This is a genomic window from Stenotrophomonas maltophilia, from assembly GCF_039555535.1.
Lineage (GTDB): Bacteria > Pseudomonadota > Gammaproteobacteria > Xanthomonadales > Xanthomonadaceae > Stenotrophomonas > Stenotrophomonas maltophilia_Q.
In genome coordinates this window covers 1,347,055-1,371,282 of record NZ_CP154630.1, presented here as the reverse complement: position 1 = coordinate 1,371,282, position 24,228 = coordinate 1,347,055, and the positions used below count along the sequence as shown (strand labels likewise).

The 24,228-nt window shown below is 67.3% G+C and carries 24 protein-coding genes; 8 read left to right on the top strand and 16 right to left on the bottom strand.

What is annotated here, in order from left to right:
• Positions 1 to 117: 117 nt before the first annotated feature.
• From AASM09_RS06350 to AASM09_RS06340, 3 genes are all read left to right on the top strand, one after another.
• Positions 118 to 1,293: a thiolase family protein gene (locus AASM09_RS06350; RefSeq protein WP_049430515.1), complete on the top strand. Its 1,176-nt coding sequence runs from the start codon at positions 118 to 120 to the stop codon at positions 1,291 to 1,293.
• A gap of 124 nt (positions 1,294 to 1,417) precedes the next feature.
• A complete protein-coding gene (locus AASM09_RS06345) occupies positions 1,418 to 1,759 on the top strand; it encodes a hypothetical protein (RefSeq protein WP_005410581.1) in 342 nt (113 codons plus the stop codon).
• 157 nt (positions 1,760 to 1,916) lie between these two features.
• Positions 1,917 to 2,327 carry a hypothetical protein gene (locus AASM09_RS06340; RefSeq protein WP_006461120.1) on the top strand — a complete coding sequence of 137 codons (411 nt, stop codon included), beginning with the start codon at positions 1,917 to 1,919 and terminating at the stop codon, positions 2,325 to 2,327.
• 311 nt (positions 2,328 to 2,638) lie between these two features.
• Here the strand turns inward: AASM09_RS06340 and AASM09_RS06335 are convergent, their stop codons facing one another.
• Positions 2,639 to 4,276, bottom strand: coding sequence for an acyl-CoA dehydrogenase family protein (locus tag AASM09_RS06335; RefSeq protein ID WP_049430517.1), 1,638 nt, complete (start codon positions 4,274 to 4,276; stop codon positions 2,639 to 2,641).
• Positions 4,277 to 4,389: 113 nt separating this feature from the next.
• Here AASM09_RS06335 and AASM09_RS06330 point away from each other — a divergent pair, with 113 nt between their 5' ends.
• The 4 genes from AASM09_RS06330 to pdeM are packed head-to-tail and all read left to right on the top strand — an operon-like array spanning position 4,390 to position 10,079.
• Positions 4,390 to 5,388 (top strand): ligase-associated DNA damage response exonuclease, encoded by a 999-nt coding sequence (locus tag AASM09_RS06330; protein WP_343368878.1) that lies wholly within the window; start codon positions 4,390 to 4,392, stop codon positions 5,386 to 5,388.
• Positions 5,385 to 6,992 (top strand): ATP-dependent DNA ligase, encoded by a 1,608-nt coding sequence (locus AASM09_RS06325; RefSeq protein ID WP_049430521.1) that lies wholly within the window; start codon positions 5,385 to 5,387, stop codon positions 6,990 to 6,992. Before AASM09_RS06330 ends, AASM09_RS06325 begins: the two co-directional genes overlap by 4 nt.
• Positions 6,989 to 9,448: a ligase-associated DNA damage response DEXH box helicase gene (locus AASM09_RS06320; RefSeq protein WP_049430523.1), complete on the top strand. Its 2,460-nt coding sequence runs from the start codon at positions 6,989 to 6,991 to the stop codon at positions 9,446 to 9,448. Before AASM09_RS06325 ends, AASM09_RS06320 begins: the two co-directional genes overlap by 4 nt.
• Positions 9,438 to 10,079, top strand: coding sequence for a ligase-associated DNA damage response endonuclease PdeM (gene pdeM, locus AASM09_RS06315; RefSeq protein WP_049430526.1), 642 nt, complete (start codon positions 9,438 to 9,440; stop codon positions 10,077 to 10,079). The genes AASM09_RS06320 and pdeM overlap by 11 nt, the downstream gene beginning before the upstream one ends.
• A gap of 1 nt (position 10,080) precedes the next feature.
• On the opposite strand, the gene AASM09_RS06310 is transcribed toward pdeM, so the two are convergent.
• The 9 genes from AASM09_RS06310 to rlmD all read right to left on the bottom strand — a co-directional run bounded on the left by AASM09_RS06310 (position 10,081) and on the right by rlmD (position 17,406).
• The gene (locus tag AASM09_RS06310; RefSeq protein WP_049430539.1) at positions 10,081 to 10,350 is read right to left on the bottom strand and encodes a hypothetical protein; all 270 of its coding nucleotides are present in this window, start codon (positions 10,348 to 10,350) and stop codon (positions 10,081 to 10,083) included.
• A gap of 180 nt (positions 10,351 to 10,530) precedes the next feature.
• Positions 10,531 to 11,796 (bottom strand): FAD-dependent oxidoreductase, encoded by a 1,266-nt coding sequence (locus AASM09_RS06305; RefSeq protein WP_049430527.1) that lies wholly within the window; start codon positions 11,794 to 11,796, stop codon positions 10,531 to 10,533.
• A 103-nt stretch (positions 11,797 to 11,899) separates the two neighbouring features.
• Positions 11,900 to 12,106: a cold-shock protein gene (locus AASM09_RS06300; protein WP_005410590.1), complete on the bottom strand. Its 207-nt coding sequence runs from the start codon at positions 12,104 to 12,106 to the stop codon at positions 11,900 to 11,902.
• A gap of 88 nt (positions 12,107 to 12,194) precedes the next feature.
• Entirely contained in the window at positions 12,195 to 12,941 is a 747-nt protein-coding gene (locus tag AASM09_RS06295) for an S-methyl-5'-thioinosine phosphorylase (RefSeq protein WP_049430529.1), read from the bottom strand.
• A gap of 81 nt (positions 12,942 to 13,022) precedes the next feature.
• Entirely contained in the window at positions 13,023 to 13,577 is a 555-nt protein-coding gene (locus AASM09_RS06290; protein WP_005410592.1) for a hypoxanthine-guanine phosphoribosyltransferase, read from the bottom strand.
• The gene (nagZ, locus tag AASM09_RS06285) at positions 13,577 to 14,584 is read right to left on the bottom strand and encodes a beta-N-acetylhexosaminidase (RefSeq protein WP_049430531.1); all 1,008 of its coding nucleotides are present in this window, start codon (positions 14,582 to 14,584) and stop codon (positions 13,577 to 13,579) included. Before nagZ ends, AASM09_RS06290 begins: the two co-directional genes overlap by 1 nt.
• Before the next feature lie 160 nt (positions 14,585 to 14,744).
• Complete coding sequence (locus AASM09_RS06280) at positions 14,745 to 15,440, bottom strand: DsbA family oxidoreductase (protein ID WP_049430534.1); 696 nt, start codon at positions 15,438 to 15,440, stop codon at positions 14,745 to 14,747.
• Between the two features lie 112 nt (positions 15,441 to 15,552).
• Entirely contained in the window at positions 15,553 to 16,038 is a 486-nt protein-coding gene (locus AASM09_RS06275; RefSeq protein ID WP_049430540.1) for a CYTH domain-containing protein, read from the bottom strand.
• A 33-nt stretch (positions 16,039 to 16,071) separates the two neighbouring features.
• The gene (gene rlmD, locus AASM09_RS06270; RefSeq protein WP_049430536.1) at positions 16,072 to 17,406 is read right to left on the bottom strand and encodes a 23S rRNA (uracil(1939)-C(5))-methyltransferase RlmD; all 1,335 of its coding nucleotides are present in this window, start codon (positions 17,404 to 17,406) and stop codon (positions 16,072 to 16,074) included.
• Between the two features lie 127 nt (positions 17,407 to 17,533).
• Between rlmD and AASM09_RS06265 the strand changes: the two genes are divergently transcribed.
• Complete coding sequence (locus AASM09_RS06265; RefSeq protein WP_049430541.1) at positions 17,534 to 18,262, top strand: response regulator; 729 nt, start codon at positions 17,534 to 17,536, stop codon at positions 18,260 to 18,262.
• Positions 18,263 to 18,805: 543 nt separating this feature from the next.
• Here AASM09_RS06265 and recO read toward each other — a convergent pair.
• Genes recO through lepA form a run of 6 tightly spaced genes read right to left on the bottom strand, consistent with a single transcriptional unit; the run spans position 18,806 to position 24,185 of the window.
• The gene (recO, locus tag AASM09_RS06260) at positions 18,806 to 19,525 is read right to left on the bottom strand and encodes a DNA repair protein RecO (protein WP_049429921.1); all 720 of its coding nucleotides are present in this window, start codon (positions 19,523 to 19,525) and stop codon (positions 18,806 to 18,808) included.
• Between the two features lie 18 nt (positions 19,526 to 19,543).
• The gene (gene era / locus AASM09_RS06255; protein WP_005410599.1) at positions 19,544 to 20,440 is read right to left on the bottom strand and encodes a GTPase Era; all 897 of its coding nucleotides are present in this window, start codon (positions 20,438 to 20,440) and stop codon (positions 19,544 to 19,546) included.
• Positions 20,437 to 21,117 carry a ribonuclease III gene (rnc, locus tag AASM09_RS06250; protein WP_049429923.1) on the bottom strand — a complete coding sequence of 227 codons (681 nt, stop codon included), beginning with the start codon at positions 21,115 to 21,117 and terminating at the stop codon, positions 20,437 to 20,439. The genes era and rnc overlap by 4 nt, the downstream gene beginning before the upstream one ends.
• Positions 21,107 to 21,490, bottom strand: coding sequence for a DUF4845 domain-containing protein (locus AASM09_RS06245; RefSeq protein WP_005410601.1), 384 nt, complete (start codon positions 21,488 to 21,490; stop codon positions 21,107 to 21,109). The genes rnc and AASM09_RS06245 overlap by 11 nt, the downstream gene beginning before the upstream one ends.
• Before the next feature lie 52 nt (positions 21,491 to 21,542).
• On the bottom strand, positions 21,543 to 22,337 hold the full coding sequence (gene lepB, locus AASM09_RS06240; RefSeq protein WP_049429924.1) for a signal peptidase I: 795 nt from the start codon (positions 22,335 to 22,337) through the stop codon (positions 21,543 to 21,545).
• Between the two features lie 54 nt (positions 22,338 to 22,391).
• Positions 22,392 to 24,185, bottom strand: a complete 1,794-nt coding sequence (lepA, locus tag AASM09_RS06235) for a translation elongation factor 4 (RefSeq protein WP_005410603.1) — start codon at positions 24,183 to 24,185, stop codon at positions 22,392 to 22,394.
• Between the last annotated feature and the right edge of the window lie 43 nt (positions 24,186 to 24,228).

Genomic DNA, 24,228 nt, shown 5'->3' with positions numbered 1-24,228 from the left:
CCCTCCCCGACCCTCTATACTTGGGCCGACCCCCACGCAGTCTGCCGGGAAACCGGGGCGCATCCAACGGCCTCCGGTCTCCTTTCCGAACATTGCTTACGCATCAACGAGATTGCCATGTCCAACATCGTCATCGCCGCCGCCAAGCGCACCGCCATCGGCTCCTTCCTCGGCCAGTTCAACGGCGTGCCGACCCCGACCCTCGGCGCGGCCGCCATCGCCGCCGCCCTGGAACAATCGGGTGTCCCGGCCAGCGACGTTTCTGAAGTCCTGATGGGCTGCGTGCTGCCGGCCAACCTCGGCCAGGCGCCCGCCCGCCAGGCGGCGATCGCCGCCGGCATTCCGCTGTCGGCCGGTGCCACCACGCTGAACAAGGTGTGCGGCTCGGGCATGAAGACCATCATGCTCGGCCATGATCTGATCAAGGCCGGCTCGGCCAGCATCGTGGTCGCCGGCGGCATGGAATCGATGTCCAACGCCCCGCACATGCTGCCGAACTCCCGTACCGGCAACCGTTTCGGCAACTTCCAGGCGGTCGACCACATGGCCCACGATGGCCTGGTCAACGCCTACGACGGCAAGGCAATGGGCGAATTCGCCGAGTGCGCGGTGGACAAGTACCAGTTCAGCCGCGAAGAGCAGGACGCCTATGCGATCGAGTCGGTCAAGCGTGCGCAGGATGCCCAGGCCAATGGTGCGTTTGCCGATGAAATCGTCGCGGTGAAGGTCGCCACCCGCAAGGGTGAGGTCGAGGTCGCTACCGACGAGCAGCCAGGGCGCTCCGACATCGCCAAGATCCCGACCCTGCGTCCGGCCTTCAAGAAGGATGGCAGCGTGACCGCCGCCAGTTCCTCCAGCATCTCCGACGGCGCCGCCGCGGTGGTGCTGCTGACCGAAGAGGACGCTGCCGCGCGAGGCATCACGCCGCTGGCCCGCATCGTCGGCCACGCCACTCACTCGCAGGAACCGGAGTGGTTCACCACCGCCCCGATCGGCGCGCTGCACAAGCTGCTGGACAAGACCGGCTGGACGCTGGACCAGGTCGATCTGTTCGAAATCAACGAAGCCTTCGCTGTGGTGGCGATGGCCCCGATGCGCGAACTGGGCATCCCGCACGACAAGCTCAACGTGAATGGCGGCGCCTGCGCACTGGGTCATCCCATCGGTGCCTCCGGCGCACGTCTTGTGGTGACCTTGGTCAACGCTCTGCGCACGCGTGGTGGCAAGCGCGGCATTGCCACCCTCTGCATCGGCGGCGGCGAAGCAACGGCAATCGCCATCGAATTGATTTAAAAAGATTTAACGATGATTTCGCAAAAATGAATGCGGGATCGCTTGACACCCAATATTGGCTTGTCATCATGTTGTCGGCGCGCAGCATGCGCGTTGCCTAATTCTAACGACGAGGATTTACACAATGAGCATCAACAAGCTGCTGGTCGCGATGTCCCTGGCTCTGGCCCTGGCCGCCTGCTCGAAGCAGGAAGCTGCCCAGGACGCCGCTGCTTCGGCCAACGAAGCCGCCACCGAAGCCCAGGCTGCTGCCGACCAGGCCGCCGCTGCTGGCGCCCAGACCGCCGACGCTGCCCAGCAGGCCGCTGACACCGCCGCCACCGCTGCTGACGCTGCCACCGACGCCGCTGCCCAGACCGCCGGTGCTGCCACCGACGCTGCTGCCGGCGCTGCCGCTGACGCTGCCAAGGCTGCTGAAGGCACCGCTGAGAAGGCCAAGGACGCTGCTGAAGAAGCCAAGAAGTAATAACTTCTTTCTTCACGCTGTTCTGGAAAAGCCGCTGGTTCGCCAGCGGCTTTTTCTTTGCGTGGACGCCGGCGATCAAGCCCCTGCATCGCGACCCGGTCTTCACAACGGCATGAATAGGCTGGCGTCCCCATCCATTGCAGTGCCGGAGACCGCCATGAAGATTCGTCCGATCACCACCACCCTGCTGGCCGCCTCCCTGCTGCTGGCCCTGGCCGCCTGCAAGGGCCCGGAAGCTGAACAGGCCAAGCAGGACGCGCAGCAGGCCGCTGACAGCGCCGGCGCTGCCGCCCGCGACGCCGTCGACAAGGCTGCTGCCGCCACCCGCGAAGCCGCCGACAAGACTGCCGCCGCTTCCGAGCAGGCCGCCGCCGATACCCAGCAGGCGCTGGACAAGGCCGCAGACGCCACTGCCAACGCCGCCGACAAAGCCAAGGACGCCGCTACCGACGCCGCTGCGCATGCCAGCGACGCCACCGCCAACGCCGCGCAGAAGGTCGCCGACAAGGCCCGTGATGTCGCCAATGACGCCAAGGCCAACGCCGCCAAGGAAGAAGCCAAGCACTGAGGCCTCCGCGTTCGCCGGGTATGACCCGGCGCTACCAGCCAGCCGAGCATGCATCGGCTCGGCGCCACAGGAAAAGCCGCGGCACTGCCGCGGCTTTTCGCTTTTCGCTCTCCGCTTTTTCTGTTGATTCCGTGGTGCACGGCACGGAAACCGTCCAAGGCCACGCGGGTGGGTTGCGCAGGGGTGTCCGCGGCATGGATGCCGCGGCCAAGCCCCCAAGGACGTATTCACGGCGGCCCCTGCGCGACCCACTCGCGCGGCCACCGCCGATATCAGCGCCCACCACGAGGGGCTCCGCCGTTGGCCGCTCCCTACGGCAGCGCGCGCGCCAGCATCACCGACAGATCCAATCCCGCCGGCAGCGTCCCGAATGCCAGCCCGTGCTCCCCGTCCAACCGGCTGCGCACGAACGCCTCCGCCATTGGACTGCGCGCACGCAGCAGCAGCGCCGCCTGCAGCAGCAGCGCAGTGCGCTCGCAGAACAGCCGCGCCTGCGATTCCTCAGGCGCTGGCGCCGCTGCCCAACGCTGAAATGCAGCTGCATAACGCGCATCGAGATCAGCCACCGCGGCCAGCTCGCTGCGCAATGCCGCCATTGCTTCCGGCTCGCGTGACATCGCGCGCAGGACGTCCAGGCACTGGATGTTACCGCTGCCTTCCCAGATCGAATTCAACGGCGCCTGGCGGTACAGCCTCGGCAGCATCGACTCCTCAACGTAACCCGCACCGCCCAGGCATTCCTGCGCTTCGTTGACGAAGGACGGCGCGCGCTTGCACAACCAGTACTTGCCCAGTGCAGTCCCCAGCCGCGCCAACGCGGCTTCGCTGGCATCCTCGCCGGCGCGATCCACCGCCCGCGCGATGCGCATCGCCAACACGGTTGCCGCTTCCGACTCCAGCGCCAGATCGGCCAGCACGTTGGCCATCAGCGCATGCTCCACCAGCAACTTGCCGAAGGTACGCCGATGGCGTGCATGATGCAGCGCCTGCACCAGCGCCATGCGCATTTCCGCGGCCGCACCCAGCATGCAGTCCAGGCGGGTCATCATCACCATGCCGATGATGGTCGTCACGCCACGCCCTTCTTCGCCCACACGCCATGCCTGCGCGCCACAGAACTCGACCTCGCTGGACGCATTGGCCCAGTCGCCCAGCTTGTCCTTCAGCCGCATCAGCCGGAATGCGTTGCGGTCGCCGTCGGCCAACCGGCGCGGCATCAACAGGCAGGTCAGCCCGCCCGGCGCCTGCGCCAGCACCAGGAAGCCATCGCACATCGGCGCGGAGAAGAACCACTTGTGGCCGACCAGGCGATAGCGTTCGCCATCGATCGGCTCGGCGCGCGTGCTGTTCGCACGTACATCCGAACCGCCCTGCTTCTCGGTCATGCCCATGCCCAGCGTGATGCCGGCCTTGTCCGCCACGGGAACATCACGCGGGTCGTAGACCGGCGTGGCGGCCTTGCGCGCCCATTCGGCCAGGTGCGGCTGCGACTGCAGCACCGCCACTGCCGCATGAGTCATGGTCAAGGGGCAACTGGTGCCGGCTTCGGCCTGGTGGTGCAGATAGCTCAGTACCGCACGCGCCACGTGCGCGCCGGGCTGCGGCTCGTGCCAGGACAATCCCGCCACGCCATGCTGCTTCGCGGCGGCCATCAGCTGGTGGTACGCAGGGTGGAACTCCACCGTGTCGATGCGATGGCCCTGCGCATCGTGCGTGCGCAGCCGCGGGCGATCACGGTTGGCGTCGAAGCCAAGCCGGTACAACTCGTCGCCGGCCAGGGCCCCGTACACGGCCAGGCGTGGCGCAAAGGCTCCGGCCCCCTCGCGCTGCACCGCCTCCATCAACGCCACGTCGTCGGTCCACAGCTGGCGGCCCGCGAACGGTGGCGGCTGGTTCAGCACCACGTGGGTTTCAAACGGCGCGCTGCTGCTGAAGCTGGGTCCACTCATCCGGTCCATCCTGGCGGCAAGAGGTATGCGGTCCGATTGTGCCGCATGCCCCGCCAAGCCCGTGTTCAGGCCGGTTCTCACCCCGTGCACGAGGCGCACGCCACAGTGGCCGCATGGCAGGCAATGATGATCTGGTGGTGCTGCGCCCGGAAGGGCTGTACTGCGCAGCTGGCGATTTCCATATCGATCCGTGGCGCCCGGTTCCGCGCGCGGTCATCACCCATGGCCACGGCGACCACGCGCGCCCGGGCATGGGCGAGTACCACTGCAGCGAAGGCAGCCTGCCCATCCTGCGCTGGCGGCTGGGCGATGTGCCGGTGCAGGTGCATGCCGAAGGCGTGCCCTTCCGGCTGGGACGGGTGCAGGTATCGCTGCATCCTGCCGGTCATGTGCTCGGCTCGTCGCAGGTGCGCATCGACGATGGCGGACAGGTCTGGGTGGCATCCGGCGACTACAAGCGCCAACCGGACCCGACCTGCACGCCCTTCGAAGTGGTGCCCTGCGACACGTTCATCACCGAAGCGACGTTCGCCCTGCCGATCTACCGCTGGCCGGACACGCCTGCGGTGGCTGCGGAAATCGTGGCGTGGCGCCGCGAATGCGAGCAACGTGGCGAAGCGGCGATCCTGCTGTGCTATGCACTCGGCAAGGCGCAGCGGGTGCTGGCCGAGCTGTTGCCACTGGACGATCGCCCGGCCTGGCTGCATGGCGCCATCGCCAATGGCGTGGCGGTGTACCGGCAGGCCAGCATTCCGATGCTGGAAACGCTCACCGTTGCCGAGCAGGGGCGCCAACCCGATGCCGCAGGCCAGCTGATCCTCGCCCCTCCTTCGGCGGCCGGCACGCCCTGGATGCGCCGCTTCGGCCGCCATCAGCTCGGCTTCGCCTCGGGCTGGATGCAGCTGCGCGGCAATCGGCGGCGACGCAACGTCGACCGTGGCTTCGTCATTTCCGATCACGCTGATTGGCCCGCGCTGCTGCAGACCATCGAACAGACCGGCGCGCGGCGGGTCATCGCCAACCATGGCAATACCGATGCGTTGATTCCGTTCCTGCGCGAGCGCGGCGTGGCGGCTGAAGCCTTCCGCACCGATTTCGGGAGCGAGGAATGAAGAGCTTCGCCGCGCTCTACCAGCGCCTGGACCGCAGCACCGCCACGCTGGACAAGCGTGCGGCGCTGGTCGACTACTTCCGCCAGGCGCGCGCGCATGACGCGGCGTGGGCGCTGTACCTGCTCAGCGGCGGCAAGGTGGGCGGCGCACGCCGGAAGATCGCCGCCAGCGGCGAACTGCGCGCGTGGGTGAGCGAGGAATCGGGCCTGCCGCCATGGTTGGTGGAGGACAGCTATGCGCAGGTGGGCGACCTGGCCGAAACGTTGACCCTGCTGCTGGATGACCCGGCGCAGGTTGCCCCCGACCGCCCGCTGGCCGACTGGATCGAACAGCACCTGCTGGCCGTCGCCAACCGGCCGGAGGAGGAACGCCGGGCCGCCGTGCTCGCGGGGTGGCGACAATTGCCGGCCAGCGAACGACTGGTGTTCAACAAGCTGCTGACAGGCGCCCTGCGGGTGGGTGTTTCGCAACGTCTGGTACAGCAGGCGCTGGCCGAATGGTCTGGTCTGGACATCGCACGCATTGCCCAGCGCATGCTCGGCGAGTGGGTGCCCTCGCCGGGTGTGCTGTCCGAGCTGCTGTCGCCGGACGAGCTGCCATCGGACCGGCAGCAGCCCTACCCGTTCTTCCTCGCCTCGCCGCTCGAAGGCGACCCTGCCGAGCGCCTCGGGCCCATCGACGACTGGCTGCTGGAGTGGAAATGGGACGGCATCCGCCTGCAGCTGCTGCGCCGTCGTGGCGAGGTGGCGCTGTGGTCCCGCGGCGAGGAACGACTGGATGGCCGCTTCCCCGAGATCGAGCACGCAGCGCTGGCGCTGCCGGAGGGCTGCGTGCTGGACGGTGAGCTGCTGGCATGGGACGAAGCCGGCAACCTGCCGCGCGCGTTCACCGCGCTGCAGACCCGCATCCAGCGCCGCAAGCCGGGCGCGGCGACGTTGCGCAATACGCCGGTGCGCGTACTGGCGTACGACCTGCTGGGACGCGAGGGCGAGGATCTGCGCGGGCTGCCGCTGCAGCAACGGCGCGCCCACCTCGCCGAGGTCATCGGTGCGCTGGATGATGCGCGGATCCAGATTTCCCCCGACGTCGCAGCGGACGACTGGCTGCAGGCCGCCGCGATGCGCGATGTCGCACGCGAACGCGGCGTGGAGGGGTTGATGCTGAAAAGGCGCACGTCCCCCTACCAGTCCGGACGCCGCCGCGGTGACTGGTGGAAATGGAAGGTCGATCCGCTCACCCTCGATGCGGTGCTGCTGTACGCACAGGCCGGCCATGGGCGGCGCAGCACGCTGTACACCGACTACACCTTCGGGGTCTGGGACGGCGACACGCTGGTGCCGGTCGCCAAGGCCTACTCGGGCCTGGATGACAAGGAGATCCTCGCGCTCGACCGCTGGATCCGCGCCAATACCCGCGAGCGCTTCGGCCCGGTGCGCAGCGTGCGTGCCGAGCAGGTGTTCGAGCTGGGCTTCGAGGCGGTCAACCGCAGCTCACGGCACAAGTCAGGCATCGCCGTGCGCTTTCCACGCATCCTGCGCTGGCGCCACGACAAGCCGGCCAGCGAGGCCGACCAGCTCGCCGCCCTGCAGGCCCTGGCGCGATGACCCGCAACCAGGCGCTGCGCAGGCTGGAGGACTGGTTCGCCGCTCGCGGCTGGCGTTCGCTGCCGTTCCAGCGCGCGATGTGGCGTCACTATCTCGCTGGCGAATCCGGCTTGCTGCATACGCCTACGGGCAGCGGCAAGACACTGGCGATGTTCGGTGGGCCGCTGCTGCAGGCGATGATCGATCCGCTGCCGTCCCCTCGCCGCGCCAGTGCAGTGCGGCCACTGCAGGTGCTCTGGGTGACGCCGCTGCGCGCACTGGCCAGCGACACCGCGCGCGCACTGCAGGCGGTGGTCGACGGACTGGGACTGGGCTGGCGGGTCGGCCTGCGCAGCGGCGATGCCAGCAGCCGCGAGCGACGACAGGCACGCGAGGGGCGCGTCGACGTGCTGGTGACCACGCCGGAATCGCTGGCGCTGCTGCTGAGCTATCCCGATACGCTGCCCCGCATGCGCCAGTTGCGCTGCGTAGTGGTGGACGAATGGCACGAACTGTTGGGCAACAAGCGTGGGGTGCTGCTGCAGTTGAACCTGGCGGTGCTGCGCGATACCGCAACTTCGTTGCAGCTATGGGGGCTGTCGGCCACCCTGGGCAATCTGCCCCAGGCCCGCGACGTGCTGCTGCCTGACCAGCCGGACGCACCGATCGTGCAGGGCGTTCGCCCGCGCGCGATCACCGTGCGCAGCCTGCTGCCGGAACCCGGCGAACGTTTCCCGTGGGCCGGGCACCTGGGGCTGGCACAGCTGTCGCGCGTGCTGGATGCGCTGATGCAGGCGCGCAGCAGCCTGCTGTTCACCAATACCCGTGCCCAGGCCGAGTTGTGGCACCAGGCATTGGCGGCGGTCTGGCCAGAAGACGCCGATACGCTGGCACTGCATCACGGCTCGCTGGACCCGGCACTGCGCCAACAGGTGGAGGATGGCCTGCGCGCAGGCAGGCTGCGTTGCGTCGTCGCCACGTCCAGCCTCGACCTGGGCGTCGACTTCCCGGAGGTCGACCAGGTGCTGCAGCTGGGTAGCCCGAAGGGCGTTGCACGGCTGCGCCAGCGTGCCGGGCGTGCACGCCACCGCCCCGGCGCCCGCGGCGCCATCCTGTGCATCCCCAGCCATGCGCTGGAGCTGGCCGAGTACGCCGCGGTGCGCCGCGCACTGGCCGAAGGCGTGGTCGAAGCACGCAGGCCGCCGACGCTGTCGCTGGATGTACTGGCCCAACATGCGGTCAGCCGCGCACTGGCCGGCGGCTTCGACGGTGACGCGCTGCTGGCCCAGGTGCGGCGTACGCATGCCTTCGCGTCGCTCAGCGATGCCTCATGGCAGGCCGTGCTGACGTTCATCGTGCAAGGCGGCCAGGCCCTGGCCCAGTACCCCGATTTCCACAAAGTCGTGCGTGACGCCGATGGCTGCTACCGCATGCACGACCGTCGGCAGGCGCTGCGGCACCGGTTGTCGATCGGGACCATCAGCAGCGATGGCAGCGTGCGCGTGCAGTTCCTGCGTGGGGGCGGCCTGGGCGCGGTGGAGGAGCAGTTCGCCAGCCGCCTGCGTCGCGGCGACCGCTTCCAGTTCGCAGGACGCCTGCTTGAACTGGTGCAGCTGCGCGACATGACTGCGTTCGTGCGGCTGGCGCGCGGACGCGGTGACGGTGCGGTGCCGCGCTGGCAAGGGGGCCAGCTGCCGCTGTCGAAGGCGCTCGGCCGCGAACTGGAAGCGGTACTGTCCGGTTGCGATGACAGCGCGGAATCGCGCTGGCTGGCGCCACTGCTGGCATTGCAGGCACGCCTGTCAGCACGGCCCGGTGCGGATCATCTGCTGCTGGAAGACGTGAGGCGCCGCGACGGTCAGTACCTGTTCGTCTATCCCTTTGCCGGCCGCCACGTGCACGAAGCGTTGGCGGCACTGTTGGCGCTGCGCTGCACCCGCCAGCAACGCAACAGCATCGGCTATGCGGTGAACGATCACGGCCTGGTGCTGGCGCCGGCGCAGACCATCGATCTGGATACGGGGCAATGGCGCGCGTTGTTCAGCAACGACCGGTTGCTGGATGACCTGCGCACGGCGGTGAACCTGGGCGAACTGGCGCGACGCCAGTTCCGCGGCATTGCGCGCGTGGCGGGCCTGCTGGTACCCAGCCTTCCCGGTGGCATGCCACGGTCACTGCGCCAGCTGCAGGCGTCCGCCGGCCTGCTGTACGACGTGCTGCGCGAACACGATCCGGATCACCTGCTGCTGGCGCTGGCGGAACGTGAAGTGCTGTACGACAGCCTCGACCTGCCGGGGCTGCAGCAGGTACTGGAGCGCATCGGCACGCAACGGTTGTCGGTGCAGCGCCCTTCATCACTCACGCCACTGGGCTTTCCGCTGTGGGCCGAACGCCTGCGCGGCCAGTTCAGCAACGAAGACTGGCGTACACGCGTACAACGCGCGGCGCAGCAGCTGGAGCGCCGCCATGGCCGATGAACTGCCGCTGCGGCTTGCCGGAGAGTCCGTGGTTCTGCTTGGCGCGCGTGCGCTGTACTGGCCCGCGCGGCAGGCACTGCTGATCGCAGACCTGCACCTGGGCAAGGCCGATGTGTTCCGCCGTGCCGGCATCGCGCTGCCCAGCGGCGGCACCGGCGAAGACCTGCAACGCCTGCAGCGGCTTCTGGACCTGCATGCCTGCCGCGAATTGTGGATCCTGGGCGACATCCTGCATGGACCGGCGCATCGCGCCGCGTGGTACCAGCAGTGGCTGGGATGGCGCGAACGCAACGCATCGCTGGACGTGCACGTCATTCGCGGCAACCACGACCGGCAGCTACCGCATGCACATCTGCAGGTTCAGATCCACGATGACGTACAGCTGCCACCGTTCCTGCTTCGCCATGAGCCGGCGCCCGATGCAGCGTTGCACGTGATCGCAGGACATCTGCACCCGCAGATCGCTCTGGCGCCCCTGCGAAGGCGCTTCCCCGCATTCTGGTTGCGTGACCGGACGACGATCCTGCCGGCATTCTCCGCATTCACTGCCGGAATCGTGCCTGTGCCCGCTCGCGGCGAACAGATGATCGCCTGCGTGGAAAGCAGCCTGGTGGAACTGCCGGTCGCCTGACTCAGGCTGGGCGGATGCCCAGCTGCGGCATCAACTGGAAATCAGGCGTGTCATCCTCGCGCCGCCGCGGCAAGGCCTGAACCGTCGCCAGCATCTCCTGCGCGCAGGTGCGGATGCGCGCGTGGTGTTCCGGTGACGCATGGCTGATCAGGCTGCCGACATGGAACTCGAACACGTCTTCCAGTACGTCGGGCTGGTCCTCGTGCAGCATCTGCAGCAGACCGCGCAGCTTGCAGATTTCCGATTCCAGCTCCTGGACCGCGAACAACATGGCATCCTCCTCTTCAACATCAGGCGGCACGTCCGGGCCGCAACAGGCCACAACGGCAGCGCCGCCCGGGCCACGCGCGATGTTGATCACGGAAAGGAAAACGGGCGACGCGCAGTCGCGTGCAACCTACTTCTCGCATATCTGCGGTGAGGCAACCGTTAATTCACGTGACGGCACGCCTCACGCACTTGCGGTGCTCGTGCGGATGCGAGGCGTCGCCACCATGGCCATTGCCTCGATGAAGTCAGGATCCAGCGCGAGCGAACCGAACCAGCCCTGCTGTGTGCCACTGAGCACGCGCAGCATGTGGCCACGGCCTCCGGGCAGGCGCCCCATCGGGCCCAGCAGCACATCGCGCGCCTTCGCCCAGGCATCGCGGTCTGACTGGAACAGCGGCGTCAGCCAACGGCTCCAACGCTGGTACACCGCAACGTGCGCCCTGCGTTGCGCCTGGTACACCTGCAACGCTTCGGCACCACCGCCATGCGTGCGAACGGCATCGCGCAATGCCAACGCATCGAGCAGCGCCATGTTCACGCCCTGCCCCAGCTGCGGGCTCATCGCGTGCGCGGCATCACCTGCCAGCACCATGCGGCCCTGGTGCCAGCGCGTCATCACTGCATCGCGATAGACCGCACGTGCCAGCTGGCCGGCATCGCGCAGGTGGGCAAAGCGCGCACTGGCCTGCGGCCACAGTGCATGCAGCTCATCCAGCCAAGGCGTCATGCCATCGGCCTGCCAGCGCTCGAAGTCGGCACGTGGCAAGCTCCAGAAGAAGCTCAGGCGCGGCGTGTCATCGCCCGGGCGCGTACCGACCGGCAGCAGGCCGATCATCTTGCGCGCGGCCACGTAGCGCTGCCGCAGCTCCTGCACATGTGGCCAGTCTTCGGCCGGCAACAGGCACCACAGCGCCCCCCAGGGGTACACGCGATCCAGTCCGGCACCACCGGCGATCGTGCCGCGCAGCGTAGAAGCGGCGCCATCGGCGGCCACCACCAGATCGAACGGGCCGTGCGCGCGCCCTTCACTGTCGCGCAGGCGCCCGTGCACAGCATCCACCTCGGTGATGGCGGTACCGGCATGCAGCAGGCCAAGCCCACCACGGGCATCATCCAGCAGCGAGAACAGCGCCCCACGCTGCATGCCGAATCCGTGCAGGCGCGCATCCAGGCCGCCGTAGCGCATGTCCATCACCGCGCGCTCGCACGGCGTGTCGCCATACAGGCGGTGCACCGGCGCGGCATGCGCGCGTACCGCATCCAGCAGCCCCATCTGCCACAGCACCTGCAGGCCGCTGGGCTGCAGCAGGAAGCCGGCGCCCACCGGCCCCGGCGCGGGCACGCGTTCGAAGATCTCCACCTCGTGGCCATCACGGGTGAGCAGGATGGACACTGCCTGTCCAGCGGTGCCGTAGCCGATCACGGCGATACGCAGTCGTTCCGTCATGGCTGCATTGTGCCCGAGGCGGGTGGAATCGCGAACGGGCCGCGGGCATGCCACGCAAAAAAAACCCCGCCGGAGCGGGGTTTTCAACGCACTGTCGAGTGGATCACTCGGCCGGCGTGATGTTCGAAGCCTGGGCACCCTTCGGGCCCTGGGTCACGTCATAGGTGACACGCTGGCCTTCCTGCAGGCTGCGGAAGCCCTTGGAGTTGATGGCGGAGAAGTGCGCGAACACGTCGGCGCTGCCATCCTCCGGCGAGATGAAGCCAAATCCCTTGGCGTCGTTGAACCACTTGACGGTACCGTTCGGCATGGTGATGCGAGACCTTATGCAATGAATGGGTGGTGTACGCTGAACCCGCGCACAAGCTGAGTATGCAAAGCTTGCTCGGGGAAGACAATCACCCCCGCGCCAATTCGCCCACCAGTTCCGGAAGTCCGTTGCTGGCCGCCTGCACGTTGGCCAGCACTTCGGCCATCGTAATCTCCTCGCCATCACCGCAACCGGCGGCCCAGTTGGCGATGATCGCCAGGCAGGCGTAATCCAGGCCCAGCTCCCGTGCCAGCGCGGCTTCGGGCATGCCGGTCATGCCCACCAGGTCGCAGCCGTCACGACGCATGCGGGCGATTTCAGCGATGGTTTCCAGGCGCGGGCCCTGGGTTGCGCCGTAGCAGCCACCGTCGTGGACCGTGACACCGGTCACTTTGGCTGCGGCCAGGATCTTGCTGCGCAGCATCGGCGTGTAGGGGTGGCCGAAATCGACGTGGACCACGTCGGTGCCTTCTTCTTCACAGATGGTGCTGATGCGGCCCCAGGTGTAGTCGATGATCTGGTCCGGGCAGGCCAGCACGCGCGGACCAAAGTGCTCGGTGATGCCGCCGACCGTGTTCAACGCCAGCACGCGCTGCGCGCCCAGCTGCTGCAGCGCGGCCAGGTTGGCGCGGTAGTTGATCTTGTGCGGCGGCAGCGAGTGACCTTCACCATGCCGCGCCAGGAACGCGACGCGATGGCCCAGCAGCGTGCCCACGCGTACCGGGCCGGACGGGCGGCCGAAGCGCGTATCAACCTCGTGGGTCTGCACGTCGTCGAGCTTGGCCAGGTTGTAGACACCGGTACCGCCGATCACGGCCAGGGCGATCTGTTGCATTCGAAGCACTCCATGAAAAGACGAACGCCGGCACCCGAGGATGCCGGCGGTGGAAAGGACGCGCCGCGGGCGGCTGCGCCGTTATTCCTTCATTGCGTAGATGGCCGGTACGCAGCGCAGGGTTTCGTTGACGTCCATGCCGAAGCCGAACACGTAGCGGTCCGGCAGTTCGATGCCGGCATAGTCGGCGGTCACGTCCGGCAGCGCGCGGTCGTGCTTCTTCACCGTCATCGCGGCGATGCGCACGTCGGTTGCGCCCTGCTCCAGGCACCAGGTGCGCACGCCCTGCAGGGTGTAGCCCTCGTCCAGGATGTCGTCGACCAGCAGCACGCGGCGACCGAACAGCGAGGTGGCCGGCTTGTGCTTCCAGACCAGATCGCCGCCGGTGGTTTCGCCACGGTAGCGGGTGGCGTGCAGGTAATCGAACTGCACGTCCTGCCCGCGTGCGCCCAGTTCCAGCGCCAGCTGGCCGGCGAACGGCAGCGCACCGTGCATGATCGACAGGAACAGCGGCACCTCGCCCTTGTAATCGCGCGCGATGGCGTCGGCGATGCCGGCGATGGCCTTGTCGATGGTGGGACGGTCGACCAGCAGGTCAGCCTGGGCCAGGGCCTGGGAAATGGTGAGGTTGGGCATCAGACGGTTCTTCCAAGGGTTTCAAGCAGACGGGTTTGGGTGTCGCCATGGCGGGCATCGGCCAGCAGGCCATCCCAGCCAAGCGCGCCGCGGCCGACCAGGCCCAGCAGCGCAGCGGTATTGAGGGAGCGCCCCTGCACCGCGTGCAGGGCTTCATCAACCAGCTCCGGGTGGCAGACCAGCACCACGTCGCAACCGGCGTCCAGATGGGCGTGCACGCGCGCCGGTACGCCGCCGGCACTGTGCGAGGCGGCCATGCCGATGTCGTCGGAGAACACCACGCCACGGAAGCCGAGCTCGCCGCGCAGGATGTCCTGGATCCAGCGCGGCGAGTAACCGGCCGGTTCCGGCGCCACCTGCGGGTAGATCACGTGTGCCATCATCACCGCGTCGGCACCGGCGGCGATGCCGGCCTGGAACGGCACCAGGTCCTGCGCGCGCAGCTCGTCCAGTGCGCGCGGGTCGATCGCGGTATCGACGTGGGTGTCTTCCAGCACGGTGCCGTGGCCGGGGAAATGCTTGAGCGTGGCGGCCATGCCGACCGAATGCATGCCATGCACGTAGGCGGCGGTGAACGCGGCCACCACCTGCGGGTCTTCACTGAAGGCGCGGTTGCCGATGGCACGGTTGCCACGGCCAAGGTCGACCACCGGCGCGAAGCTCAGGTCCACGCCGCTGGCGCGCACTTCGCTGGCCATCAGCCAGGCGTGCCGTTCGGCCGATGCCAAGGCCTGCTGCGGGTCGGTGGCATACAGCGCACCAATGTCCTGCAGTGGCGGCAGATCGCTGTAGCCCTCACGGAAGCGCTGTACGCGGCCACCTTCCTGGTCCACGCAGATCAGCTGCGGGCGCGGCGCGGCGGCGCGGATGGCCGCGCTCAGATCGGTCACCTGCTGGCGCGAGGCGAAGTTGCGCTTGAACAGCACGACCCCGGCCACGGCATCGTGCTGCAGCCAGTCACGTTCCTGGGCGGTCAGTTCGGTGCCGGCAACGCCGATCAGCAGCATGGTCTATCTCCACAACGCGCGCCCGCATGGCGCAGTGCCGCATTGTCGCAGAACCGGCCGACAGGCGCAGTGGTCAGAAAAAGGGGAGTGTGGGGTCAGAGCCCCTGCGGGGATCCGACCCAGGGGCCGGATCCCCGCAGGGGCCCTGACCCCGATCTGCTCAGACCTTGCAGCCGTCCGGGCCGCAGGCCTCGTCGTCGCCAGCCGGGGTGGCCGGGGCGCCTTGTTCGGCGGCAATCTGGCGCAGGGCGTTGGCGAAGGCCTCGGGGGGCTGCGCCCCGGAAATGGCCCACTTTCCATCGATGACGAAGGTCGGCACCGAGGAGATGCCCAGCGCATGCGCCTCCGCCAGCTTGGCTTCGACCTCGGCCAGGCCGCGGTCGGAGGCCAGCATCTGCGCGATTTCGCCGCCGTCCAGGCCGCCCGCCACACCGGCCTTGATCAGCACCGCGCTGTCCGCCAGGTTCTGGCCAAGCTCGAAGTGGGCGCGGAACAGCGCCTCGCCCACTGCGTCCTGCACGTCGTGCTGCCCGGCCAGCCACAGCACCCGGTGCGCCGGCAGCGTGGTCACCCGCACCTGGCCCTGGCTGAAGTCCATCGGCAGGCCTTCGGCGCGCGCGGTGGTCTGGGTCTGGCTGAGGATCTGCTCGGTACGTTCAGCGCCGCCGAACTTGCGCACGTAGGCCTCGCGCAGCGGTACCGGTGTGGCGTCCGCGTCCGGATCCAGCTGGAACGGCTGCCAATGGACGTCGAGCTCAGGCGCGTCGGCGCCCAGCAACTGTACGCCCTGCTGGAAACGATGCTTGCCGATCCAGCACCAGGGACAGACCACATCGGAGTAGATGTCGATTCTCATACCACCGACATGGGGCCCGCTCCCGCCGAATAAAGGGGACGGAGGGGATTAAGTCGCTTTCCGCACAGGCGGGGTAAAGACGACTTAACCCCCTCCGTCCCCTTTTCAGGGTTCACCACTGTGAATAGGGGTGGCTGGCGAGCGCGACATTGTAGTAGCGGGCTTCGTCGGTCACTTCCGCGCCCACCCAGTCCGGCAGGTCGATGACCTGGTCAGCGCTGTCCAGCTCGACCTCGGCCACCACCAGGCCGGCGTTGTCGCCCAGGAACTCATCCACTTCCCAGGTCAGGCCGGCGTGTTCGACCAGATACCGGCGCTTGTCGATCAGGCCGCCGACACACAGCGCGAGCAATGCACGCGCATCGTCCACCGGGATCGGGTAGTCGAACTCCTGGCGGGTGTGGCCGATGGTGCGCGACTTCAGGTTCAGCGCGGCGTGATCGCCTTCGATGCGCACCCGCACCGATGCGTTCTGGGTGCCGCGATCGAGCGCGCCCATGTCGTTGATGTAGCCCTGCGCCATCGGGATCACCCGGTGCGCGGCGGTGCGCCAGCCGTCACTGCTGACCAGGAATTTGCGTTCGATTTCGATGCCCATCGCGCCATTATGCGCGATGGGCATGACAGCCGGTCAGCGCTTCTCGAACACCGCGATGCTTTCCACATGTGCGGTGTGCGGGAACATGTCCATGGCGCCGGCACTGACCAGGGTGAAGCCCTGCTCGTTGACCAGATAGCCGGCATCGCGCGCCAGCGAGCCCGGATGGCAGCTGACATAGACGATGCGCTTGAACTGCTTCAGCGGCAGCTGCTGCAGCACTTCGATCGCGCCCGAGCGCGGCGGGTCCAGCAGCAGCTTGTCGAAGCCCTGGCGCATCCACGCGGTGCTGCGCTGGTCCTGGGTCAGGTCGGCACTGAAGAACTGCGCGTTGGCCAGGCCATTGCGCTCGGCGTTCTCACGTGCACGCGCGACCAGGCCGGCATCGCCTTCCACGCCGACCACTTCGCGCACGCGGCGGGCCAGCGGCAGGGTGAAGTTGCCCAGGCCGCAGAACAGGTCCAGCACGCGCTCGTCCTCACCTGGTTCCAGCAGGTCCAGGGCGTGGGCGATCATCTTCTCGTTGAGCTTGGCGTTGACCTGGATGAAGTCCAGCGGGCGGAACGCCAGTTCCACATCCCACGGCGCCAGCCGGAACGACAGCGGCACGCCCTGCCCGTCCAGCGGCTGCACGGTGTCCACGCCGCCGGACTGCAGGTAGATCACGAAACCATGCTGCTGGCCAAAGGCAGCCCAGGCGGCGCGGTCGGCCTCGCTGAGCGGCTGCAGGTGGCGCACGGTCAGCACCACGGCCTGATCGCCGGCGATGAACTCGATCTGCGGGATGTCACGCTTGCCATCGAGCGACTCGATGAAGGTGGACAGCGCCTCGACCTTGGTGCCGATCTCGGGGATCACGGTCAGGCACTGGCTGAGGTCGGCGACGAAGCGCGGATCCTGTTCACGGAAGCCGACCAGGGTCTTGTCCTTCTTTTCGACCCGGCGCACCGAGAACCGGCCTTTGCGACGGTAGCCCCAGCTGTCACCCACCAGCGGCGGCAGCACGGCGCCCGGCTTCACATGACCGATGCGTTCCAGGTTGTCCATCAGCACGCGCTGCTTGGCGACGATCTGCTGGTCTTCGTCCAGATGCTGCAGCACGCAGCCGGCGCAGGTACCGAAGTGCGGGCACTTCGGGGTCACGCGCTGCGGCGAGGCCTGCAGCACCTCCACGGTGCGTGCCTCGTCGAAATGGCGGCTGCGGGCGGTCTGTTCGGCCATCACCACCTCCCCCGGCAGGGCGCCGCTGACGAAGGTGACCTTGCCACCCTCGCCTTCACGGCGGGCGACGCCGCGACCATCATGGCTGAGGTCGAGGATCTCGGTCTGGAACGGGGTACGGTCGATGCGGGAGCGGGATCGGGCCACGTGGCAACAGGCTGCGGGCAAAAATGGGGGCACATTGTCGCAGATCCTGACTGGCAGGGTCCGGACCCGCTTGCGCCCGCCGCCGCCGTGCTTGATGATTGCAGCAGCTGACATGGAGGCAGCCCTGATGCAGATGACCCCGCGGGCCAGCCGGCCCCGCTTCCTGCTTGTCGAGGACGACATCATCAGCCGCGGTTTTTTCAAAGCGGCGTTGGAAACGTTACCGGCGGACGTGGACACCGCAGATTCATTGGCCAGTGCGCTGGCCAGCGCCGAGCCCGGCGCGCATGACCTGTGGCTGATCGACGTCAACCTGCCTGACGGCAACGGCGCGCAACTGCTGCGTGAACTGCGCCGTTCGCACCCCGATACTCCAGCTTTGGCGCATACCGCCGACGGCGATACCTCCATCCATGCACGCCTGCGTGAAGCCGGCTTCAGCGACACGCTGGTCAAGCCGTTGGGCCGCGACCAGCTGCTGAAGGCGGTGCGGCGCGCGCTGGTGAACAGCCCGGCGGGGATCTTCGTTGCTCAGGCCCCGGCAGCGGTCGAGCTGCAGGTGCAGGACTGGGACGAGACTGCGGCACTGGCTGCGCTCAATGGCGAGCGCAAGCACCTGATCGCACTGCGTGAGCTGTTCCTGGCCGAGTTGCCGGGCGTGCGCGACGCGGTCGAGCAGGCCGTGGACCAGCACGACGAGCGCCAGCTGCGCAGCCAGCTGCACCGGTTGCAGGCCAGTTGTGGCTTCGTCGGCGCGGCACGGCTGGGCCGCGCGGTGCGGCAGCTGCATCATGCGCCGGAGTCCGGGCAGGCCCAGGACGGGTTCCGCGCCGCGGTGGCAGCGCTCCTGCATTGAGGGTTGGTCGGCAGGGCTGCGCCCTGCACCTGCAGAGGCTTCAAGCCAGAGCAACACCAAAGGCCAGAGCCAGAGCGGCTCTGGCCTTCTGCTTGTTGGGCGGGCCGGTGTGGGTGGGCAGGACACGCCGTAAACCCATCCCTGGGGGCTCGATGGCGCCATCCATGGCGCCAACGGTCCTGCCCACCCACACCGCCCCACCCCCGACAGATTTCCGGTGACGGCTGGTAGATCCACGCCATGCGTGGATGAATTTCTGTCAGATATCGAGATCAATCTGGGGTCGGATCCATTTTCCTGTGGAAAACGGATCCGACCCCGTGCCATTCCGACAACTCGCGGAAAACTGTCGAAGGCGGGGTGGGTCCGGTTGAGGGGGCGTGAGCCGCATGGATGCGGCGACCGAGCTTACATGGACGTACTTGCAGCGTCCCCCTCAACCGGACCTACCCCGCCTACCCACGGATAGCCAGCTTTTGCTGTTGCTTCGGCTTCGGCTTCGGCTTCGGCAGGTGCAGGGCTGCAAGCCCTGCCGAACACCCCCTACCGCCGGGGAGCCAGCTGCTCCAGCAGTTCCCAGGACTTCAGGCCCTTGGCCCCCAGATGATGGGCCAGCACCCGCCGCATCGGCAGGCGCAGGCTGGCCAGGTCGGCCGCATCGGGCTCCTCGTCGGCCGCCAACGCCAGCAATGCCGAGCCGGTGGCGGCGGCGCGGCGCTCGCCGCCGCGCTCGCTGAGCAGTCGTTGCGGCCCTTCCTGCGGGTCCAGTTCGTAACGTGCCGCCGGGTCGATCGGCTGGCCGTCGCTCGAACTGTCCAGTTCGAAGCCCAGGCCCAGTGCGGCCAGCAGTTCGCGCTCGAAGCGACGCAGGGTCCAGGCCAGGCCGGCACCCACCGCCAACCGCGCGCGCGCTTCGCCATAGGCCAGATACAACTCAGGCAACGGGTCCTGGCGAGGGGCCAAGCGCAGGGTCAGTTCACTCAGGTAGAAGCCGGCCAGCATCGCCTGGCCGACCAGCCGCGGTGCGGCATCCAGCGCCTCGGCGCCACGCAGCTGGGCCAGTTCACCGCGCTGCTGGGCACTGAAACGGATCCACTGCAGCGGCTGCAGGGCGGCACGCAGCACCTGCCCCTTCGCGGTTGAAACACCACGCGCGAGCAGGCCGATGCGGCCATGCTGCGCGCTCAACAGCTCAACCAGCAGGCTGGTCTCGCGGTAGGCCCGTGCATGCAGCACGAAGCCGGTGTCGTCCTCGATCATCATCGAAGCGACCGCAATGACTTACTCGTAACCGAAGGCCTTCAGCGCGGCCTCGTCATCGGACCAGCCTTCGCGCACGCGCACCCAGGTCTCAAGGAACACCTTGGCCCCGAACAGACGCTCCATCTGCAGGCGGGACTTGGCACCGATCTCCTTGAGGCGGGCGCCGCCCTTGCCGATTACGATCGCCTTCTGGCCTTCGCGCTCGACCCAGATCACCGCACCGATGCGCAACAGGTTGCCGTCCTCGGTGAAGCGTTCGATCTCAACGGTGGTGGCGTACGGCAGCTCTTCGCCGAGCTGGCGCATCAGCTGCTCACGTACCAGTTCGCCGGCCAGGAAACGCTGGCTGCGGTCGGTGATCTCGTCCTCGCCAAACATCGGCGGCGCTTCCGGCAGCAGCTTCAGTACGTCGCGCACCAGTGCTTCCAGGCCGTTGCGCTTCTGCGCCGAGATCGGATGCACGGCAGCGAAATCACGGCCCTCGGTCACCTGCTGCAGGAACGGCAGCAGCGCGCCTTTTTCCTTCAGACGGTCGATCTTGTTGACCACCAGCACCACCGGAATGCCGGCATCGCGCAGCACATTGAAGGCCAAGCTGTCTTCTTCATCCCAGCGACCGGCCTCGATCACCAGCAGGCCGGCATCGACACCCTCCAGCGAGCCGCGCGCGGCACGGTTCATCACCCGGTTCATCGCCCGCTTCTGCACCTTGTGCAGGCCGGGGGTGTCGACCAGCACGAGCTGGCCTTCCGGATAGGTGGCGATACCCAGCAGGCGATGGCGCGTGGTCTGCGGGCGGTTGGAAACGATGCTGACCTTGGCGCCGACCAGGGCATTGGTCAAGGTCGACTTGCCCACGTTCGGGCGGCCGATGACGGCCACGCTGCCGCAATGATGGGGAGTTTGTTCGCTCACTTGGAATCCAGTTGTTCTAGGACGGCCGCAGCCGCCTGTTGTTCGGCAAGCCGCCGCGAGGCGCCTTCGCCCTCGGTGCTGGCGGCCGGGTCGGCTACGTTGCAGCGTACCCGGAAGTGCTTGGCGTGGTCGTCACCGGATTCTGACACCAGTTCATACTGCGGCAACGCCTTTTGTCGGGCCTGCAGCCATTCCTGCAGGCGGGTCTTGGGGTCCTTCTCGGGGCGGCCGGAGGCCGGCAGCGCCTCGATCGAAGCGCTGAACCAGGGCAGTACCACCGCCCGGCAGGCCTCGAAGCCGGCATCCAGGTAGATCGCAGCCACCACGGCTTCCACCGCGTCGGCCAGGATCGAGTCGCGGCGATGGCCGCCGGACTTCATTTCGCCCGGGCCCAGGGTCAGCCGCTCGCCCAGCTGCAGGGTGCGCGCGATCACCGCCAGCGCGCCTTCACGCACCAGCTCGGCACGGGCACGGGTCATCGCCCCTTCGTCGGCCTTGGGCCAGCGTCGGTACAGCGCCTCGGCCGCCATCATGTTGACGATGCTGTCACCGAGGAACTCCAGACGCTCGTTGTGCGGCGCACCGGCACTGCGATGGGTCAGCGCCTGCTTGAGCAGGGCCGGATCGCCGAAGGGATGACCGATGAGGTCGCCGCGTTGGATGAATTTACTGGGCACCGCTTCGTGTCAGGTCCTGGGAAGAATCGAATTTGCCAACCACATCGAGGTTGCCGATCAGCTGGCGACGCACTTCGTAGTTGACCTTGAGGGTCCAGCCATTGTCGCGACGGTCGAACTTCACGTTGGCCGGCTTCACATTGTCCGAGTAGTTGATGTACAGGCGCTTGAAGAACAGGTCCTGGATGCGCGACGGCTCCATGCTGCCCACGCCCGGCTCGTTGGCCAGGCTCTTCATCGCCGAGCGCACGGCGTAGTACTCCTGGTACATCGGGAACAGCTTCATGCCGATGTAGAGGAAGAAACCCACCACGATCAGGACCGTCAGGAACGAGGTCAGGGTCATGCCACGCTGCGTGTTCATCGTCTTCATTGCGTTCTCCCCAGATACGCGCTGGATGTGAAGGTACTCGGTTGATGCCCGGTCAGTTGATGCTCGAGCCGATCCGCGACGGCTCGAAGCCATCCTTGCAGAACCAGCCCTGGCAGTTCAGCCAGATCAGGAAGGCCTTGCCGCGCAGGTTCTCTTCCGGCAACAGGCCCCAGAAACGGCCGTCGTCGCTGTTGTCGCGGTTGTCGCCCATCACCAGGTACTTGCCGGCCGGCACGGTCCACTGGCCCTGGCCACGCGGGTAGTCGGTCTCCAGCACCGTGTGGGTGCGGCCCGGCAGGTGCTCGACCAGGAGGTTGGCGCCTTCGCCCTGGCCCTTGTGGCCGGCGTAGATGCCCTTGTTGTCGTACTTCAGCGGCTCGCCATTGAGGGTCACGCCGTCGCCTTCGAAGACCACGGTGTCACCCGGCACGCCGATCACGCGCTTGATGAAGTTCTCGCCCTTGGCCGGGTCGTTGTCGCTGTGGCCGGGGAAGTGGAACACCACCACGTCGCCACGCGAAGGCTCGCCGAACGGCACGATCTTGGTGTTGCTGATCGGCAGGCGCAGGCCGTAAGAGAACTTGTTGACCAGGATGAAATCGCCGATCAGCAGGTTCGGCATCATCGAGCTGGACGGGATCTTGTACGGTTCGGCAATGAAGCTGCGCACGATCAGCACGATCGCCAGCACCGGGAAGAACGCACGCGAGTAATCCACCAGCACCGGCTCGGAGTCGAGCAGGCCGGCGCGCTGGGCGCGACGCTTGGCGAGGTACAGCTTGTCCGCAAGCAGGATCAGGCCCGAGGCCAGGGTCAGCACGACCAGGAGGATCTCAAACAGTTTCATTCAGGGTCCTTTGCAACGTCACCGGACGACCGGCCCCGCAGGGCCGGTGCGGGATTACTTGTTGTCCATCTGCAGCACGGCCAGGAACGCTTCCTGCGGGATCTCCACACGACCGACCTGCTTCATGCGCTTCTTGCCTTCCTTCTGCTTTTCCAGAAGCTTCTTCTTGCGCGAAACGTCGCCACCATAGCACTTGGCCAGCACGTTCTTGCGCATGGCCTTGACCGTGGTACGGGCGATGATCTGCGAGCCGACGGCGGCCTGGATGGCGACGTCGAACATCTGGCGCGGGATCAGGTCCTTCATCTTCTCGCACAGCTCCCGGCCACGGCGGTCGGCATGGCTGCGGTGCACGATCAGCGACAGCGCATCGACCTTGTCGCCGTTGATCAACACATCCACGCGCACGAACGGGCCGGCGTCGAAGCGCACGAAGTGGTAGTCCAGCGAGGCATAGCCACGGCTGACCGACTTCAGCTTGTCAAAGAAGTCCAGCACCACCTCGGCCATCGGCAGCTCATAGCTGATCTGCACCTGGCTGCCCAGGTAGTTGATGCCGATCTGGCTGCCGCGCTTTTCTTCGCACAGCTTGATGATGTTGCCGATGTACTCCTCGGGGGTGAGCACGTTGGCACGGATGATCGGCTCGCGGATCTCCTCGACCTGGTTCACCGGCGGCAGCTTGGCCGGGTTGTCCATGTTGATGATCGAGCCATCGGTCTTCAGGACTTCATACACCACCGTCGGCGCGGTGCTGATCAGGTCCAGGTTGTATTCGCGCTCCAGGCGCTCCTGCACGATTTCCATGTGCAGCATGCCCAGGAAGCCGCAGCGGAAGCCGAAGCCCATCGCCTCGGAACTTTCCGGCTCGAAGCGCAGCGCGGCATCGTTCAGGCGCAGCTTGTCCAGCGCTTCGCGAAGGTCCGGGTAGTCCTCGGCGTCGACCGGGAACAGGCCGGCGAACACGCGCGGCTGCATTTCCTGGAAGCCGGGCAGCGGCTTCGGTGCGGGGTCGCCGGCCAGGGTCAGGGTGTCGCCGACCGGCGCACCGTGCACGTCCTTGATGCTGGCGGTGACCCAACCCACTTCACCGGCACGCAGCGCCGGCAGCACTTTCCGCTTCGGCGTGAACACGCCGACGTTGTCGACCTGGTGGTTGCGGCCGGTGGACATCACCTGCAGCTTGTCACCGGCCTTGATCTCGCCCTGCATCACGCGCACCAGCGAGACTACGCCCAGGTAGTTGTCGAACCACGAGTCGATGATCAGCGCCTGCAGCTTCTCGGTGTCGCGCGGCGTCGGCGGCGGGATGCGATGCACGATCGCTTCCAGCACGTCCTGCACGTTCAGGCCGGTCTTGGCGCTGACCGGCACGGCATCGGAGGCGTCGATGCCGATCACGGCCTCGATCTCGGCCTTGGCACGCTCGATGTCGGCGGTCGGCAGGTCGATCTTGTTGATCACCGGCACCACTTCCAGGCCCTGCTCCACCGCGGTGTAGCAGTTGGCCACCGACTGCGCTTCCACGCCCTGGGCCGCATCGACCACCAGCAGCGCGCCTTCGCAGGCGGCCAGCGAACGGCTGACTTCATAGGAGAAGTCGACGTGGCCGGGGGTGTCGATGAAGTTCAGGTGGTAGGTCTGCCCGTCCTTGGCCAGGTACGGCAGCGACACCGACTGCGCCTTGATCGTGATGCCACGCTCGCGTTCGATCGGGTTGGAGTCGAGCACCTGCGCTTCCATCTCGCGGGCCTGCAGGCCACCACAAAGCTGGATGATGCGGTCGGCCAGCGTGGACTTGCCGTGGTCGACATGGGCGATGATGGAGAAGTTGCGGATGTTCCGCATCGAATCAGAAGACATAGGTGGCGGCGGCGCGCGGCGTCGTCAG

What these genes read in the sequence shown, in the direction of transcription:
- pdeM (WP_049430526.1), top strand. Translation starts at nt 9,438, where the DNA reads ATGGCCGATGAACTGCCGCTGCGGCTTGCCGGAGAGTCCGTGGTTCTG.
- AASM09_RS06320 (WP_049430523.1), top strand. Translation starts at nt 6,989, where the DNA reads ATGACCCGCAACCAGGCGCTGCGCAGGCTGGAGGACTGGTTCGCCGCT.
- AASM09_RS06325 (WP_049430521.1), top strand. Translation starts at nt 5,385, where the DNA reads ATGAAGAGCTTCGCCGCGCTCTACCAGCGCCTGGACCGCAGCACCGCC.
- AASM09_RS06350 (WP_049430515.1), top strand. Translation starts at nt 118, where the DNA reads ATGTCCAACATCGTCATCGCCGCCGCCAAGCGCACCGCCATCGGCTCC.
- lepA (WP_005410603.1), bottom strand. Translation starts at nt 24,185, where the DNA reads ATGCGGAACATCCGCAACTTCTCCATCATCGCCCATGTCGACCACGGC.
- lepB (WP_049429924.1), bottom strand. Translation starts at nt 22,337, where the DNA reads ATGAAACTGTTTGAGATCCTCCTGGTCGTGCTGACCCTGGCCTCGGGC.
- AASM09_RS06295 (WP_049430529.1), bottom strand. Translation starts at nt 12,941, where the DNA reads ATGCAACAGATCGCCCTGGCCGTGATCGGCGGTACCGGTGTCTACAAC.
- AASM09_RS06265 (WP_049430541.1), top strand. Translation starts at nt 17,534, where the DNA reads ATGCAGATGACCCCGCGGGCCAGCCGGCCCCGCTTCCTGCTTGTCGAG.
- AASM09_RS06280 (WP_049430534.1), bottom strand. Translation starts at nt 15,440, where the DNA reads ATGAGAATCGACATCTACTCCGATGTGGTCTGTCCCTGGTGCTGGATC.
- AASM09_RS06290 (WP_005410592.1), bottom strand. Translation starts at nt 13,577, where the DNA reads ATGCCCAACCTCACCATTTCCCAGGCCCTGGCCCAGGCTGACCTGCTG.
- nagZ (WP_049430531.1), bottom strand. Translation starts at nt 14,584, where the DNA reads ATGCTGCTGATCGGCGTTGCCGGCACCGAACTGACCGCCCAGGAACGT.
- AASM09_RS06300 (WP_005410590.1), bottom strand. Translation starts at nt 12,106, where the DNA reads ATGCCGAACGGTACCGTCAAGTGGTTCAACGACGCCAAGGGATTTGGC.
- AASM09_RS06345 (WP_005410581.1), top strand. Translation starts at nt 1,418, where the DNA reads ATGAGCATCAACAAGCTGCTGGTCGCGATGTCCCTGGCTCTGGCCCTG.
- recO (WP_049429921.1), bottom strand. Translation starts at nt 19,525, where the DNA reads ATGATGATCGAGGACGACACCGGCTTCGTGCTGCATGCACGGGCCTAC.
- AASM09_RS06330 (WP_343368878.1), top strand. Translation starts at nt 4,390, where the DNA reads ATGGCAGGCAATGATGATCTGGTGGTGCTGCGCCCGGAAGGGCTGTAC.
- AASM09_RS06310 (WP_049430539.1), bottom strand. Translation starts at nt 10,350, where the DNA reads ATGTTGTTCGCGGTCCAGGAGCTGGAATCGGAAATCTGCAAGCTGCGC.
- AASM09_RS06335 (WP_049430517.1), bottom strand. Translation starts at nt 4,276, where the DNA reads ATGAGTGGACCCAGCTTCAGCAGCAGCGCGCCGTTTGAAACCCACGTG.
- AASM09_RS06305 (WP_049430527.1), bottom strand. Translation starts at nt 11,796, where the DNA reads ATGACGGAACGACTGCGTATCGCCGTGATCGGCTACGGCACCGCTGGA.
- AASM09_RS06340 (WP_006461120.1), top strand. Translation starts at nt 1,917, where the DNA reads ATGAAGATTCGTCCGATCACCACCACCCTGCTGGCCGCCTCCCTGCTG.
- AASM09_RS06245 (WP_005410601.1), bottom strand. Translation starts at nt 21,490, where the DNA reads ATGAAGACGATGAACACGCAGCGTGGCATGACCCTGACCTCGTTCCTG.
- AASM09_RS06275 (WP_049430540.1), bottom strand. Translation starts at nt 16,038, where the DNA reads ATGGGCATCGAAATCGAACGCAAATTCCTGGTCAGCAGTGACGGCTGG.